13 protein-coding genes are annotated in these 14978 nt (G+C 63.7%); 9 read left to right on the plus strand and 4 right to left on the minus strand.

Annotated elements, in window-relative coordinates; genetic code table 11:
* Nucleotides 1-32 precede the first annotated feature (32 nt).
* From CH283_RS25265 to CH283_RS28520, 3 genes are all read left to right on the plus strand, one after another.
* Entirely contained in the window at nucleotides 33-368 is a 336-nt protein-coding gene (locus CH283_RS25265; RefSeq protein WP_037192093.1) for a hypothetical protein, read from the plus strand.
* A 199-nt stretch (nucleotides 369-567) separates the two neighbouring features.
* Nucleotides 568-906, plus strand: a complete 339-nt coding sequence (locus CH283_RS25270) for a hypothetical protein (RefSeq protein WP_052047774.1) — start codon at nucleotides 568-570, stop codon at nucleotides 904-906.
* Nucleotides 903-1070 carry a hypothetical protein gene (locus tag CH283_RS28520; protein WP_176460557.1) on the plus strand — a complete coding sequence of 56 codons (168 nt, stop codon included), beginning with the start codon at nucleotides 903-905 and terminating at the stop codon, nucleotides 1068-1070. Before CH283_RS25270 ends, CH283_RS28520 begins: the two co-directional genes overlap by 4 nt.
* Nucleotides 1071-1283: 213 nt before the next feature.
* Here CH283_RS28520 and CH283_RS25275 read toward each other — a convergent pair whose 3' ends face one another.
* On the minus strand, nucleotides 1284-1652 hold the full coding sequence (locus CH283_RS25275; protein WP_037192094.1) for a histone-like nucleoid-structuring protein Lsr2: 369 nt from the start codon (nucleotides 1650-1652) through the stop codon (nucleotides 1284-1286).
* A gap of 1130 nt (nucleotides 1653-2782) precedes the next feature.
* On the opposite strand from CH283_RS25275, the gene CH283_RS25285 reads away from it, so the two are divergent.
* The 5 genes from CH283_RS25285 to CH283_RS25305 are packed head-to-tail and all read left to right on the plus strand — an operon-like array spanning nucleotide 2783 to nucleotide 7596.
* On the plus strand, nucleotides 2783-4144 hold the full coding sequence (locus CH283_RS25285; RefSeq protein ID WP_094639599.1) for a DUF1932 domain-containing protein: 1362 nt from the start codon (nucleotides 2783-2785) through the stop codon (nucleotides 4142-4144).
* Nucleotides 4141-5481 carry a TRAP transporter large permease subunit gene (locus CH283_RS25290; protein ID WP_037192097.1) on the plus strand — a complete coding sequence of 447 codons (1341 nt, stop codon included), beginning with the start codon at nucleotides 4141-4143 and terminating at the stop codon, nucleotides 5479-5481. The genes CH283_RS25285 and CH283_RS25290 overlap by 4 nt, the downstream gene beginning before the upstream one ends.
* The gene (locus tag CH283_RS25295) at nucleotides 5481-5777 is read left to right on the plus strand and encodes a hypothetical protein (protein WP_230596313.1); all 297 of its coding nucleotides are present in this window, start codon (nucleotides 5481-5483) and stop codon (nucleotides 5775-5777) included. The genes CH283_RS25290 and CH283_RS25295 overlap by 1 nt, the downstream gene beginning before the upstream one ends.
* Nucleotides 5774-6775 carry a cyclase family protein gene (locus tag CH283_RS25300; protein WP_230596314.1) on the plus strand — a complete coding sequence of 334 codons (1002 nt, stop codon included), beginning with the start codon at nucleotides 5774-5776 and terminating at the stop codon, nucleotides 6773-6775. Before CH283_RS25295 ends, CH283_RS25300 begins: the two co-directional genes overlap by 4 nt.
* 56 nt (nucleotides 6776-6831) lie before the next feature.
* On the plus strand, nucleotides 6832-7596 hold the full coding sequence (locus tag CH283_RS25305) for an IclR family transcriptional regulator (RefSeq protein ID WP_037192101.1): 765 nt from the start codon (nucleotides 6832-6834) through the stop codon (nucleotides 7594-7596).
* A 437-nt stretch (nucleotides 7597-8033) separates the two neighbouring features.
* Here CH283_RS25305 and CH283_RS25310 read toward each other — a convergent pair whose 3' ends face one another.
* Both CH283_RS25310 and CH283_RS25315 read right to left on the minus strand, forming a co-directional pair.
* On the minus strand, nucleotides 8034-8249 hold the full coding sequence (locus CH283_RS25310; protein ID WP_037192103.1) for a hypothetical protein: 216 nt from the start codon (nucleotides 8247-8249) through the stop codon (nucleotides 8034-8036).
* 169 nt (nucleotides 8250-8418) lie between these two features.
* Complete coding sequence (locus CH283_RS25315) at nucleotides 8419-8946, minus strand: hypothetical protein (protein WP_094639813.1); 528 nt, start codon at nucleotides 8944-8946, stop codon at nucleotides 8419-8421.
* 328 nt (nucleotides 8947-9274) lie between these two features.
* Between CH283_RS25315 and mobF the strand changes: the two genes are divergently transcribed.
* Entirely contained in the window at nucleotides 9275-13318 is a 4044-nt protein-coding gene (mobF, locus tag CH283_RS25320) for a MobF family relaxase (protein WP_094639600.1), read from the plus strand.
* A gap of 76 nt (nucleotides 13319-13394) precedes the next feature.
* Here mobF and CH283_RS25325 read toward each other — a convergent pair whose 3' ends face one another.
* Complete coding sequence (locus CH283_RS25325) at nucleotides 13395-14768, minus strand: ATP-binding protein (protein ID WP_141215356.1); 1374 nt, start codon at nucleotides 14766-14768, stop codon at nucleotides 13395-13397.
* Between the last annotated feature and the right edge of the window lie 210 nt (nucleotides 14769-14978).

Genomic DNA, 14978 nt, shown 5'->3' on the forward strand with positions numbered 1-14978 from the left:
CATTGCCGCCATGACCCGAAAAGGCCAACACCATGAACTTCACCCGCATCGACACCGACCGAGGGACCCTCTACGGGCCGTCCTTCGCCGGGACGCTGACGCACTTTTTCGGACAGAACCAGCACGTCGAATGGGAATGCCACCAGCTGACCGCCGGATACTCCGGTGGGCGATGCACAGTGTCGACTGCAATCCGAGTGCATTACCGCGGACAGTGGATTGTCGCAGCCAGGTCCTTCGGCTCCCGGACCGTCGACGCGATCCCCGAGTGCGCAATGCGCTTCGGATCGAGTTTCGCTACCGCACCGTTCGATGCACCCAAGTTGCCTCGCTGGGTGTATGAGTGGGCGTATGACCTGCTGGTCTGAATTCACGGTGTAGATCGACCGGTACAGATCGAAAGCGAACTTGCTCCCGCGCGACGGCATTGACGCGGAGCGCTTCCGTGCACTGAGCGACGTTCGGCCCACGTCACGAGCCCGCCACGTGACGACACTTCGACGAGTTGTTAGAAGGTGCTGCGCAGCGCGCCGCACTCCGACCCACCACACGAAAGGAACCCGGCCCGTGCCAGCACAAGCCTGGATCACCCTCATAGTCGGCGTCTTCGCCGTCGTCGGCGTCGCCGGAACCGTCAACCAACGCACCCGAGCGGACAACCGCTCCCAATCCTGGCAACGAATCACCTGGTGCCTCGAACGCACCGTCAGCGACAACCCCGACGAAGTTGCACTCGGCTGGACAGTGTTCGGCACCGTCGCCGCAACTCCCTTCATCGCCAAGACCGACCGCCGCACACTCCGAGCAATTGCCGACCGAGATATTGCGCCCAGCAGCGACGACCTAGCGGAAACCGACGACAACAGCGACAATGGACCTACAACACCCCGCGAGGAGCGCCCATGACCACCACCGAACCACGCCGGGCCTGGACTCCCGAGCAACGCCGGAAGGTCCGCGCGGCAGCCGCAGGAGCCTCGATCAAGCTCCGCGAGTACGACAACGATCCGGTTCCGCAGTGGCTACGCGACGTTGCCGCAGGCAAAGACATTAGGCCGCCGACTGACTGACCACCCCACCAACCCGACAAGGCCCGCCCCCAAGGGACGGGCCTTTGTCGTGCCACGCACGTCGGGAATCGATGCCGTCGACTATGCAGAACGAGTTGCCGCCATGCGTGCGGCAGGCAAATGGAACTCCACTGCGCTCCGTCCTGCCACGGCCCGGACAGCAGAGAGAACATGAAGCCGCCGCTCGCGCGGACGCCGGCGGCTCGCCGCCTGTCAGTGTGCGGCGTTGTACGCCTCTTCGATGTCGGCCGGGATGCGGCCGCGTTCGCTGATTTCGTAGCCCTGGTCGAACGCCCACTGCCGGATCGCCCGCGTCTGCTCGGGATCACGCTTGCCCGATCCGCCGACCGCTGTCGTGGCCGACGCGGCAGCGGGGGTGGGCTTGCGCTTGCGGCCACCGACTCGCGTCGCGTGTCCGACGTAGTAGTCGAGCTTCTTGTGAAACTCGTTCGCGTTCTTCACCTTCAGGTCGATCGAGTACTCGACGCCGTTGATTGCGAATTCGATCGTCTCGCCGGATTCGTCGTCGATAACCGTCCCGTCGATATCGTCCACCAATTGGGTTGTCACTTTTTTGGCCACAGTCGGAGAACCTTTCGTTGATACATTTGCAATGCGCAACCGCATCCGTACCCATGAGCGTAACCAGCGCCAATACCTGCATTCGTCATCGACACAATCAATCGAGCCGCCGCACGTTCGGATTCGATGCTCCGCACTCGACCTGACACGTGCCGCGGCAGTGCCGCCTCCGTCGCATCGCGAAGTTGTCGAACAGATCATAATCATTGCCTTGCAACGGTATTCGACCGCATGACCACGCTCGCACGTCCCCTTCTGAGCCACCCCTACGGTTATCGTGTTGGTCGTACGAGTCCTCCGAGTTTGACATGCAGGGGACCCCGACCAATCCACCCGCGGTCGCCGGCCCCTCTTCGGGGTTGACAGACCACCTTCGTCATGTTGAGCGGGGGCGTCTGGTCCGATCCTTTGGAAGCTACCCCTGTCGTGAACTATTACCAGGCCATCAGAATCTCATAGGCGCGGCCGCGAATGCCGCCGCTGGACATCCTCACGCGAAGCGTTAGGCCACGCAAGGTCTCGCGCTCGCCACCGCAGGAGAGCTTCCAATGCTCATCGAGGAAGCCGAGGGTGTACTCGGACTCATCGCGCACGACAACACCCGCAGGTGGTGCAACCGGCAGCACTGTCGTTTTACGACTGCACGGCGTTCGATCCCGACACCCCGGGTGTCAACCGTCAGCCGCTGCGAGGCGGCCACCTGCCGACAGGCTCGTTGATGAATCCCGTCACCAGACCTCGAAGAGGGCCGCGCACCAAAGATTCGCGGCCCGGCTTCGTGTGAAATACGCACTGGCCTGCGCAGTCAATGGCGTCGCCGAATTCTCGTTTCAGTCCTTCGGTCGAATGATTGTTGCCGAACCGCCGCGTGCCGGTGCTTTTCATGTCGCCAGCTGGCGACGCATTTTGGTCCGGACTTCATTTTCGTGAAGTTTGCAACGTCGGCCGATGAGCCACCTATCCGCAACGGCCCCTCGCGTCCAAGGTCACTTATCCGGAGCGCGATGAATTGGACGAGTAGCGCCCTGCATCGTGTGAGCCGTCTATGCGACCTACTTGACATCAGCCCTCTGCTGTGACCACCATTACAGCATCAAGTGATAGCAGTTATCACTCTATGAGAGGAAGAAATGAAAGTTGCGATCCTGGGACTCGGTGAAGCGGGCACCCTCTACTCGTCGGGCTTTGCGGCAGTAGGTTGGGAGGTAACAGGTTTCGATCCCGCCGATACCGCCGCACCGTCGGACGTCGTTCGTTTCGACGACGTATCGGACGCGGTGGCCGGTGCAGACCTGGTTCTGAGCCTGACCAGCTCGAAGGTGGCCGTGCAGGCTGCGACGGCCGCGGCCCCGCACCTGAGCGCGGGAACGACGTACGCGGACATGAACTCCGCGTCCGCTGCCGTGAAGAATGACGTGGCCGCAGCGGTATCGACCGCCGTCGGCGTCGCGTTCGCCGACGTCGCCGTGGTCGGTTCCGTCCCGGCGCACGGGGCCCGCACTGCACTGGTCGTCAGCGGTTCGGGCTCTGGCACCGCGGCAGAGCACTTTCGCGCGTTGGGTGCTTCGGTCGAAGACATCGGCGGTGCGCCCGGCGATGCGTCACGGCGAAAGTTGTTGCGTAGCAGCTTCATGAAGGGCCTCGGAGCGCTGATCGTCGAATCCACCGAAGCCGGTGCTGCGGCCGGTGCCGAACAGTGGGTACGCGGCCAGATCGCCGCCGAACTGTCGGATGGCTTCGATGCCCTCGATCGACTGCGCGACGGAACCCGCAAGCACGCCGCCCGTCGCGCGGTGGAAGCCGCAGCATCGGTGGAATTGCTCGACGAGCTCGGTGTTCGTCCGGTTCTCGCCGCGGCCGCCGCCGAACTACACGCCTCGTTGGCCGACGCCGACGGACGCGATACCGGCGAACTCGCCGACGCCTACTCGGGGCTACCTGTCGCGAACATCGGCGATGCACGCAAACGAATGGGAATGGTCGACTCGGGAATTCATGCGATGTGGAAAGGTGCTCGTACCGTCGGGCGAGCGCGTACGGTGTGGACGCGAGCGGGAGACAACAAGGCCCTGCAAGCGGCGGTGGCGAAGGTGCTCCCCGGTGAGGTGATCGTCATCAACGGACATGGCGACCTCAACCGTGCCCTGATGGGAGAACTGCTCGCCGAGCGCGCCCGGTCCCGTGGATGTGTCGGCATGGTCATCGACGGCGCTGCGCGCGACATCGATGTACTTGAGGAAATCGGCTTCGGAGTTTGGGCCCGGGCGGTCAATCCGGCGGGCCCGTACAAGGACGGCCCCGGCTACAACGACATCCCCGTCGCGGTCGGAGGAGTCGTCTGCAACCCGGGTGATCTCGTCGTCGCCGATGACGACGGCGTCATCATCGTCCCCGCTGCAGAAGCCTTCGGCAGCCTGGCCGGTGGCCGTGCCGTCGAGGCCGACGAAGCGCAACGCCGCGCAGCAATCATCGCAGCCAGGGCCGCGTCATGATCGCCATCTGGGCGCTGGTGTCGTTCATCGTCGCCATCATCTTCTGGAACGCGGTGCTCAAACGAAACATCGGCGAGGCGATGATCGTCGGGTTCCTTGTGGTCGGTGCGTTCGCCGGCCGGAGCGCACCCGAATACATGTGGCACGGATTCCTCGACTCGATGCAGGAAGAGGTCACCTTCGCCGGACTGGCCTTCATCTTCATGAGCTTCGTACTGGCCAAGACGCCTGTCCTCGACCGCCTCATCGACATTCTGAACACCTTCTTCGGCCGCCTGCGCGGCGGACCGATTTATACCTCGACGGTGGCGGGTGGCATGTTCGGTGCCATCGCGCACGTCGGGGCGTCCGTCACTGCTGCAGTCGGATCCGTCACGGTGCCGTGGATGAAGCGATCCGGCGTCAGTGGCGAACTGTCCGCCACCGTCGTTGCAGGCTGCGCAGGAATGGGTGTGACCTTCCCTTTCAGCGCGACCATGTTCATCCTCGTCGGCTCCACCACCGTCACCGGTTTGATGGAACCCGATGAGATCATCCTTCCCCTTGCTCTTGCCGGATTGTGGTGCCTCGGTTACCGATTGGCACTGAACTACTATCTGGTCCGCAAGAACGGTCTGCAGCCCATCGCCGAGGAAGACCGCATTCCCGCTCGCAAGAGTCTGCGGGCCGGATGGACGTCACTGCTGCTCTTCGTTCCGATCATCATTCCGTTGCTGCTCACCCGCGGTCCGATTGCGGTTCCCATCGCCGAGTACACCGACCTCGTGATGTCCAGCGCGCTCAGCCTCATCACCTGGATCCCGGTCCTGATGATTCTTCTGGTGTTCTTCCTCGGCCGTCGTCATCTGCCGAAGACCGGCCGAGGATGGTGGAAGATTCTCGGCGACACAGCACCTCAGTTCGGCGTCATCGGTGTCACGATCGTGGCGGCGTTCTCCGCCTCGAACGTCCTCGGCGATCTCGGGCTTCCCGAGCAGCTGACCACCATGCTGGCCAACCTCAGCGCACCCGCTTGGCTGATGGCCATTCTGGTCGGCGTCATCATCGTCGTCATCGCCATCCCGCTCACCGCATCGGCCACGATGGCTGCCGTCGGCGGCGTCGCCGTCGCTGCACTGGTCGGAGTCGGGATACCCGCACCGGTTGCGGCCGCAGCCGTCCTGGTCTTCGCATCCACCGAGGGCGCGTCGCCCCCGTCTGGAGCCCCGATCTACGTTGCCGCAGGTATCGCACGCGTCGACCCGGCAAAGATGTTCGTCCCGTTGTTGAAGTACTACTGCATCCCGATTCTCGGCGTTGGAGTTCTCATCGCTCTCGGCCTCCTGCCAGTCAGCTGATGACCACTACGAAAGGAAAGTCCATGCTCGAAAAATGCATCTCGACGATCTTCAGGGTCAGCGTGGTGGCCTTCCTGCTCGGGGGACTGGCCATCGTCGTCCTTCAGGGCGGCGGACTCATTGCCGGTAACGGCGAGTTCGTCACGCACATGGAAGAATTGCTCGCCCCATGGGCATACGGGTCCGCCGGCGTTGCCGGGCTGCTCGCTTTCGCACTGTCGTACTTTCACCGACCCGACGACGAATCGTCGTCGACGGAGGATCCCGCTCGCACGGCAACTGCGGAACACGCATGACCGATCGACACGTGGCACCGGGTTTGCATATGGGGTCCCCGTATGCAGACCTGGTGATGCGCACCGACGCTGCACCGGCCGGATCAAGCTGGGGTTTGTTCGAGGATCCCGACCGGGGCACCGCCAATTTCGCCGGTCCTCAGCACATTGTGGAGGCGGCCCGGATCGTCACTCGCGGAGACTGTTTCAGTCTCGATTACGCGGTTGGAGCGTTCGATCCGCCGATGGCGCGTTCACGGTCCGCCCCGACGCACACCATCGTCAGCGCCCACGAACAATCGCGAGACGATCTGCTGGACCACTTCTTTCTGCAGACGAGCAGCCACCTCGACGGTCTTCGTCACCGCAGGGTCTCCGGTCACGGCTTCTACGACGGGGTCGACGACGCTGCCATCGTGGTCGGTGCACCACGCCTGGGTGTGCAAGCGTGGGCGGATGCACCGATCGTCGGGCGCGGATTGGTTCTCGACATCGAAGGGATGATGGTCGAGAACGGCACCCCTCTCGACCACCTCGACGGACCGGCACTGGACGCGGACACGCTCGACGACGCCGTTCGGGGACAGCAGGTCGATGTCAGACCGGGCGACTTGATTCTCGTCCATACCGGCTGGGCTCGGTGGTATCTGAATGCGACGAGTGACGAGCAGAATTCCGTCAGAGAGGGACGGCGCGCGACCGGTTTCGCGCAACACCCGGCGTTGCTCGAGTGGTTGTGGGACAACAAGATCGCACTGTTCGCCACCGACACGTTCGCGGTGGAGGTTCTACCGGTGCTTGAGGGCAGCCCGTTCCTGCATTCGGCACCTGAGGACAAAGGAATGATGCATCAGGAGTTGATCGGGAAACTCGGTGTTCCATTGGGCGAATTGTGGAACCTCACCGATCTGGTGGCAGATAGCCGCGCCACCGGAACATGGGAGGCCATGCTCACTGTCAAACCGCTGCCGATCGTCGGCGGTGTCGGCTCACCGTGCAACGCGACTGCACTGCGCTGACGTTTGTTTATCGCACAGTGATAAGTTCTCTTGAGCGATTTTTCGAGAGGACGACTATGGCAGCGCCAGCAGGCAACATGCGGTCTCTCGACCGCGCATTCGATGTCCTCACGGTTCTTCAGTCGGCCAAGCAACCCCTTCGGCTGAGCGAACTCGCGCGTCTTGCCGATCTGCATGTCGCCACGGTGCAACGCATCCTCGGGGTGTTGATGGAGCGAGGCTTTGCAGCACGATCGGCAGATGGGTACACCGCTGGTCCCGCCGCCCTAGCCGTGGCACACGCGTTCATGGTGACCAACCCGCTGAGCGTGCTCGCCCAGCCGATCCTGCAACAGCTCGCCGCCAATACCGGGTTCACCGCGTCGATTTATGTGCGTGTCGAGCACAGTCGGGTGCTCATCGCACGTGTGGAGAGCGATCATCCGCTGAGCTACGTCCTCCCAGTCGGCGAGCGACTCCCGCTTCATCTCGGCGGGGCGGGCAAGACGATCCTCGCAGAAATGAGTGGTTCCGAGATAGACGACGCCATGGCCGGGGTCGCCGAGATCGCGCATGCCGACGGGAGCGTCCTGACCAAAGCCGACTTTCGGGGTCAACTCGAGCAGATCCACCAAGATGGATACGCCTTCTCGATCAGCGAACGACTGTTCGGGATTGCATCGGTTACCGCTCCGGTGCACGCTCAGGACGGCACCCTGGCCGCCGTTCTCGGTGTGACGGGTCCCGCGGAGTCGTTCGGCGAGGGCACCCGCACCAAGGTCGTGGCCGAAGTTCGCCGAGCAGCAGCAATATTGGGAGCACGCGTCCCAACCAGCCGATGACGACAGCGGCGCACCGACGTCAAGAGAGCTTTAATCGGCGGCGCATCTACGCCATCCACCCCAGCTTCGGCCGCTTCGTCTAATAGCGACGTAGTTGAGGCCCGAAATTCAACACCGAATTTGCCGAGCGTCGACCCGCAATGATGAACTTGAGGTTCTCTACGCAGCAGTCACCTTCTCAGAACCAGAGGCCGACACGTACTGTCTTCGTCACGAAGCATTGCCCACAGGACATTTGCTCGGCGCGGGCCAGGCCAATGACTGCTCGGGTGTGACGTTTCCTCCGGTCCGCTATCGTGGGTAATAGGTTTCTGATTCGGATGATCGGGTGCTGAGCTGCGCCGACTGATAGCACACACGCATCAACCGGCGGGTCGTACCGTTTTGGGTTTGTCCAGGCATCCGCTGATGCGCCCGAGGGCATGAAGATGCGGGTGTCACTGGCCAGGGCGGAAGGTGCTGCGCAACGCGCCGACGACGGCAGCGACGACGAATGCAAACACGATTGACGCAACAATCACGCAGATGCGAAACACGCCCCCAGCGATGATTTCCGTTGCCCGCAGAGGAGCGAACCACCAACCTGACCCGGATTTCCCGGCGCGCCACAGCGCTCCTACGACGATCAAGCCGATGGCAACAAGGGCGATCACGATCGTTCACCTCAGACCTCAAGCCGGATTCAACACCAAGTCAACGACATAACGCCTCGCCTTGGCTATGTGCAGTGGGCGTGCGTTCCCATTGCGTTCGCGAAATACCGTTGTGTTGCACTGAGTTCGAACCTTCGGTGTGTGCGGGCGTGAAGCCTGCGGCGCTAGCTCAACTCGTTTGCCAGGCGATGCTGCGCGCGCCCTCTTCATCCGCCCCCGCGTCTTCATCTATCCAAGGCTCTGCAGACGCAGTTGATGCGGAATCCCCAGGGCTCTCGAAACTTTCATCCGTGCTACTCGTGCCACCCGCGTCATTCTCTGCAGCCGGACCGATATCGGGCCTGAGGGTCGTACGTGCCGTCATCGTCGACTTGACCAACCGCGTCGCTTCGGGCACTGAGAGATCCACCAAGGCAGCGATGCTGGCGTATGTTTCACCGCGTTTCTTGAGCTCGGCCAGTGCTCTTGCGCGTCTCTCATACGCCGCTTCAAGTTTGGTTTCCGCGTCCCGCCGCAAGCGCTCGATCCTCGTGGTCACATCGTCGTTGATTTTTTGTTCGTCGCGGGTCGCATCGAAATACGAGATCAAATCCTGCTCCTGATTCTTCAAACGCACCTGTGCGTCCGACAATCGCTGCGCATTCGCCCGCCGAGCCCGTTCCCGAGCGCTGATCGGTCCACCGTTTGAGGGAGTCATGTCGGACAGGCTACCGCCAACAGGCTGGCCGGCGAAAGGGCCATACGCTCCCACGGTCGCCCTGATTGATCTGTCCTGCTACAACTTTCGTCCCTCATTGTCCATGCACGTTCTAATTCGTCCGAAATCTAGATACTATCGACTTCAGGTTTCGTGTATTACTTCGAAAAATGCCAAACTAAACGCCACACACCTCTTGCACTATTAGTGTCCATGGGCGGAATCTGCGTACTATCGCGACCGTGCCGCGCGATTCAGAAGCAGATTTCGAGGGAGATCGACTCGTGAGATCTCGTCGCATACCCGCTCGTCGGCGGCGGTGCCCGCGATGATGACCGTGCACGCGCTGCACGCCGGCGACGGCTACACCTACCTCACCCGCGAGGTCGCCAGTGACGACATTCGCCGCGAACGCGGCCAAGACCTCACCGACTACTACGCCGCCGAAGGCACCGAACCGGGCATCTGGGGAGGGCGGGCCTCGGCCGAACTCGGCGTGTCCGGGTACGTCCGCGAGGACCAGATGAAAGCCCTGTTCGGCGAAGGTCTGCACCCCGAAGCCCAGGCGTTGATCGAGGCCGCCGTCCTCGACGGTACGAAAGCGAACGCCGCGATCGAGAGCGTGCGGCTGGGCCGCAAGTTCGCGAGCTTCCGCAACGAGGTGCCGCTGATGAAGCGCATCCGCGCCGAGATCGACAACGACCGCGCCGCCGGCGGAAAGTCGCTCACCGCCGAGCAGTGCCAGCAGATCCGCTACCGCGTCGGAGCAGACGAGTTCCACCACGAAGTCGGCCGATCACCGGCCAGCGAAGCAGAACTCGTCCGCTACATCGCCTCGCAGCAACGCCGCGAACGTCAACCCGTCGCCGGCTACGACTGCGTTTTTACGCCACAGAAGTCGGTGTCGGTTCTCTGGGGCCTGGGCGACGACGACACCCGCGTCGCGATCGAGCGCGCACACAGCGCCGCGGTGACCGATGCCATCAGCTGGGTCGAGGACAACGCCTCCTACACCCGCGTCGGCAAAGCCGGTGTCGGACAGATCGAATCGACCGGCCTGATGTACACCCGGTTCGATCACCGCGACAACCGCAACGGTGACCCGAACCTGCACACCCACGTCGCGATCTCCACCAAAGTGCAAGGCGTCGACGGCAAGTGGCGCAGCCTGGACGGGCGCGTGCTGCACAAGCTCGCCGTCGCCGCATCCGAGCGCTACAACACCCTCATCGAGGAGTACGTCACCCGCGAGCTCGGCACCGTGTTCGCCGACCGACCGGGCACCGGAATCAACAAGCGCGCCGTCCGAGAGATCGAGGGCATCCCCACCGCATTGCTTAGCGAGTTCTCCCGCCGTGACGCCATCGAGTCACGACTGGAAAGACTCGTCTCGGACTACCGCAAGACCCACGGCAAAGACCCCTCGACCGCGATGCAGATGCGCCTCGCCGACCAAGCGACCCTGGAAACCCGCAACGAGAAAGCACCCCCGAAATCGCTCGGTGCACAACGCGTGGAATGGCGCGAACGCGCGCTCGACGTCGTCGGCCGACGTGCCCTGAAGTCAGCCTTGAAGAAGAGCATCGGGAACACGATCACCGTTACCGATGCCGCCTCGATCGACCACCGCGAGATCGCCCGCACCACAGTCGCCCGCATCGCACAGCAGCGCTCGAGTTGGAACCGCTGGCACATCCAAGCCGAGGTTCAACGACAACTACGGCCACTGGTGTTCGCGACCGCGGCCGAGCGTGACGGGGTCGCCGAGACGGTCACCGAAGCCGCGCTCGGCGCAGAGTCCATCCGGTTGACTCGCCAGGTCGACGCGACACCCAAGGCGCTGCAGCGCAGCGACGGGGCGTCGATTCTGACCGTGCACGGCAACGAGACCTACACCAGCGCAGCGATCCTCGCCGCTGAACACCGCCTCGTGGGAGCCGCCCACACCCCGACAGCGGTGATGGCACCTGCCCACGCCTACACCGCGGCCCTCGCCGCGCACACCCAACGCAAACGCTGGGATCTCGGCGCGGACAAGAAGGCACTCGTCGAGCACTTCCTGTTCTCGGGTGCGCTGCTGGCTGCCGGTGTCGGTCCGGCCGGCACCGGCAAGACCACCGCCATGCGCGTCGTCGTCGATGCGTGGCGCAGTACCGGATACGACGTGATCGCCCTCGGACCGTCCGCGAAAGCTGCCGACGTCCTGGGCACCGAGCTGGGTGTCACCGGCCGCACCATCGACGACGTGCTCACCCGATACGAGAACGAACTCGATACCGGCATCACCCCGGGGGCGATGATTCTCGTCGACGAAGCAGGCATGGCGTCGACACACAATTTGGACCGGCTGACTCACATCGCCGCCGAGCACGGCGCAGTGGTCCGGCTACTCGGTGACCCCCAGCAGCTCGCGGCCGTCGATACGGGCGGCGCACTGCGACTGGTCGCCCGATCGAGCGCTGCACCGGAGCTGGTCGACGTCCACCGTTTCCGCGACAAGGAAGAGGCCGAGATCTCCTTGCGACTGCGCGACGGCGACACCTCCGTCGCCGCCTGGTACGCCGCGAAAGACCGCGTGCAGCACGGCATGGCCGACGACCTCGCCGAGAAAGTCTTCACCGCCTGGGCGGAGACCTCGGAGACCGAGACGACGTCGCTGATGATCGCCAACAGCAACCACGCCGTCCGCGACCTTAACGACCGTGCCCGCACCGATCGACTCGCCAAGGGACTGGTCAAGAAAGGCGGCAACGACCTGTCCGACGGACTGCGCGCCAGCGCAGGGGATCTCATCGTCACCCGCCGCAACGACACGAGCCTGCGAGTCACCGGTACCCGGGGCGAACGAGTCTGCAACGGTGACTTGTGGACGGTCAAGACTGCGCACCGCGACGGATCGCTGACCGTGCGCCACCTCGAACACGGCGGGCGTATCCGGCTGCCGGCCGACTACGTCAAAGATCACTGCGAGCTCGGTTACGCCGCCACCATCCACCGCTCCCAAGGGATGACCGTCGACCAGGTTCATGTCCTCGTCGACGACACCATGAACCGGCAAGCCCTCTACGTCGCCCTCACGCGCGGCCGCGAGAGAAGCCATCTGTACGTGCCCATCGACCGGATCGTCGACCCGCACCTGATCCACGTGCACCCGGACAAGAAGATCGCCGACGAAGTCGTGCGGACCATCATCGGCCGCGACGGCTCGGCCGTCTCGGCGACCGAACAGCAACGCGACGCCGCCGTCGCGCACCGCAAGCTCGACTACAACGTCGGCGGATACGAGTACGCGGGAGAGCTCATCGACGCGCACCGTATCGAAGCGATCGTGCGCCAGAACATGGGTCCGGAGTTGGTGAACACGATGATCGCCGAAGCCGAATGGGACACCTTCGTCCACCAGTACCGCCGCGCCGAGCAGCTCGGCCTCGACGCCGCCCCCACCCTCGCCGCCGCCCGCTCGGAGCGCGAACTCGCGAGCGCCGACTCCGTCTCCGCAGTGATGCATTGGCGACTCGAAAAGCACATCGAGAACGGTGCCGACGAGATGCACGCCTGGGCGCAGAGCATCGAACCGACACTGCGCACCCAGTTCGGTGAGCACGCCGAGACCATCCTCGCCGACGACGCGGCGTGGCCCGACCTCGCCGCGCACCTACGCAATGCCGAACGCGCCGGCAAAGACCCCCACGCGGCGATCGTGGAACTGCGCCGTGGTGTCACCGAACCCGACCCGAGTGCAGCGGATCTGCTCGACGACGCCGAACGACGCTGGCCCCTCGGCCGAGAAGCACGCGACCACAGTGCCCCGAGCTGGGTGCTGCCACCGATGCAGAACCGGGAGGGAATCGACCCTGAACTCGTCGCCTGGACCCGCCGCCGATACACCGAGATCGCCGAACGCACCCGCGAACTCGGACAGCACGCCATCGACGAACAGCCCGCATGGACCCGCCACCTCGGCGAGGTTCCCGACTCCGGCGGTGCCCGACTGCGCTGGCAGATCACCGCCGGCCAAGTCGGGGCCTACCGAGAACAATTCGGCATCGACACCGACCGCACGCTCATAGGAGACCGACCCGAACACGGCGAAGCGGCCCGAGCATGGGATCAGGTGAACGCCCGCATCAAAACAGTCACCGCGCCCGCACCGGTGCCCGAACACGCAGGCACCGGACAGCAGTCGGCACCGGCCCCGCAACCCGCGACGCCCGATCCGATCGTCGATACAGACCGGACGCGACGAGAAGCCGCAGAGCAACGCGCCGCCGAACAACGCCGTCTCGCCGAGCAACGTAAAGCCGAACGTCGCGAACAACTGCGCCAGCAACAGGCCCGACGATCCGGGCCGACCCGCGGACCACGCATCTGAGACCGGCCACACGCACCTTCCGCCGCCATTAGCGGTACCGAGCCAGAAGCATCACCACGCCCGCAGCACGTCCTAGCTAGTGGGCGCGGCCGTTCCGAATCTCCATCGCCACATGCTGCGCGACAGCCTCGCTGACATCGCGTCCGCTGACCGGCACCGGGGCAACCTCACCGGTGAACTCGTCGTGGACATCGCGCGCGGTCATTGACCAGCGCGCCCGCATAACGGTTTGAGCCTCTTCCACGGGCACCATCAGCACCAACTCGAGGTCGTCGGTCTCAACCGTCTTCATCGGCCGCAGATGTCCAACATCGACTACGAGGTCGAGGCCGCCATCCGTGCGCTGCTCGACTCGAATCCACCCGTCGATCGCGGGGTTCGCGGGCGCGGGGTAGAACGGCTCCAACATCCTGGGAATAATCAATGGCTCCGGCCCCCACTTACGCGGCTGCATGGGAAGCAGGTCTGTAGCAATTTCGTCGTCGTGGTCGACTACGTCGAATGGTGGATCGAGGTGAATGACGACTTCCACGTCGTCAAGCGACCGCTTCGTCTTGTTGATCACCCGCACAGAGAATCCCGGCGCCGTGGTCACGACCGCGCCGCGTACATCGTCCACGGCTGCTATCGACGCTGCCTCGTAGTTGTCGACCTCAGCTTGAAATTCGTTCCGACTCCTCGAGTCGTTTCGGCCGGCGAACCCGGACATCGCCAAACTCGACAGTGCGCCGGACGCGAAGCCAATTCCGGTCCCGCCGGTCGTGGTGGACGTCGGTGGGCTCGGGCAGGAGGACCGCAAATCACTGACCGCATCGTGAATGTGCGCGATAGCGGCTGAGGGGTCGAAGCCCACTGCCCAGACCGACCCCAGGATCTGTACGTCGACTTCGACAGCAGGCTGCGCGTGACGAACCCGGTTGAGCATCGCTGTCACCTCAGGGCCGTTGGCCGGTCTGGACTCGGCCCCCGGTCGTAGATAGATCAGACCGTTCCGAACATTCTCCCCGTCACGCTGGCACGGCCATATTGCTGCTTGCTTGGGAGGATCGACGATGATGGCGACGACCTCGCTGCCGTCGATATCGATGCGCTGGTAATCCCATGCCGGTCCGGGATCGCCAACGAAGTTCGTCACCTCCCGACGCAGGTCTTTGTCGTCGAATCTGCCCGCACCGCCAATTGCTGGTGGCGTCGAGCTGTAGTCCAGGCCGACGAGCATCACTGCGTGACCGCCGAAACGAGGCGCAGCGAAATCCGGCGAGCGGTTGGCCGTTGCGAGGATGAATTTCGCAATCTTTGCCCTGCCTGTTTTGGTCGACAAGTCGACCTCTGATTTGAGCTCTAGGTGGTGCCCCTCGTGGCGATCGTCCCCAACCGCCAGCAGTTCCTCGACCAGTGTGCGCCAGTGGTGAGTTCCCGTGGGCAGTCGATCCATATGAAGTGCGGACATGCCGTCGTCTACCTCCGCCGCCACGTCTCTAAGAGGCGGTACTGGTTGCTGGGTCGTTGGGGAAATGACTCTCCAACGGTAACCGGGAAGCTTGCTCAATGGCTGATCACATGGGATCCAAGCTTGTAGATTTTCGGAGTCGGTCGCTGAGTTCGAGCCGTCTTCGTCGTTCTGGGTCCGCTGCGACTCTGCCTCCCAGAAACGTCCCGG

Source organism: Rhodococcus sp. 05-2254-2, from assembly GCF_002259095.1.
In the GTDB taxonomy this organism is placed as follows: Bacteria; Actinomycetota; Actinomycetes; order Mycobacteriales; family Mycobacteriaceae; genus Rhodococcoides.